Origin of the sequence: Fischerella muscicola PCC 7414, assembly GCF_000317205.1 — a bacterium.
Lineage (GTDB): Bacteria > Cyanobacteriota > Cyanobacteriia > Cyanobacteriales > Nostocaceae > Fischerella > Fischerella muscicola.
In genome coordinates this window covers 1-823 of record NZ_AJLK01000193.1, presented here as the reverse complement: position 1 = coordinate 823, position 823 = coordinate 1, and the positions used below count along the sequence as shown (strand labels likewise).

Annotated in this window: 2 protein-coding genes; both read left to right on the top strand. The window is 30.1% G+C overall.

Features of this window, described 5'->3' with window-relative positions:
- Window positions 1-104 precede the first annotated feature (104 nt).
- Complete coding sequence (locus UYI_RS33705; protein WP_016870353.1) at window positions 105-614, top strand: hypothetical protein; 510 nt, start codon at window positions 105-107, stop codon at window positions 612-614.
- Window positions 611-802 carry a hypothetical protein gene (locus UYI_RS40065; RefSeq protein WP_016870352.1) on the top strand — a complete coding sequence of 64 codons (192 nt, stop codon included), beginning with the start codon at window positions 611-613 and terminating at the stop codon, window positions 800-802. The genes UYI_RS33705 and UYI_RS40065 overlap by 4 nt, the downstream gene beginning before the upstream one ends.
- Window positions 803-823: the final 21 nt, after the last annotated feature.

The window sequence follows — 823 nt, the reverse complement described above, 5'->3', positions numbered from 1 at the left end:
TCAGGAACCCGCCTTTTAGTACTGGCTTCTGTTGTCTTACTTGTCCTTTTTCAATAATCAAATAAGATTGTTATATATCTTGTTGAGACAATTGAGACAATTGAATGGTTAATCATATTTTTTTCAAAAAAATAGCTGTATTTACTCTTGTAGCTGCACTTTCATTTTCTTGTGAGGGAGGTATTACTAGGAAATCAGAACAGACGCAAGCAACTGCTCAACAGAAGTCAGAACAAAATATTGTTTATGGTGAATTAATTGTCAAAGAGCAATCAGATTATTTGATGATTCCTGTTGGTCTAACAGATAAAAATCAAGATAGATTATCTTCCTATGAAAATAGATCTAGTTATTACAATAACATCATCTTTTATGGTAAAAAAGATGGACAAACTAATATATTATTAAATAAAAAAGCAATTATTACTAACTTTGATTTATTGGAAGAAAAAAAGCGGGTAAATCATCTGCCAGGTATTGGCTATATCAAATCATTGATAGCGATACTAACGGTGATCAAAAACTCGATATTCAAGACGCCAGAATCGGGTATTTATCTGATTTATCAGGAAAGAATCTTCAGCAAATTACACCAAACAATAGCCAAATCTTGAATTGGGCTATTGTACAAAACACAGGTGCAATTTTTATTAAAATTCTGAAAGATTCTGATAATGATCAGAAATTTACAGAAAAAGATGAGACTAATTTTATTAGAGTTAATCTCGATAAACCTGTTGTAGGCTCGGAGATTATTAGTGATGAAATAGAGCAAAAAATAAAGTCTTTAATTATGAAATAAATAATTATTATCGGAGAAAGG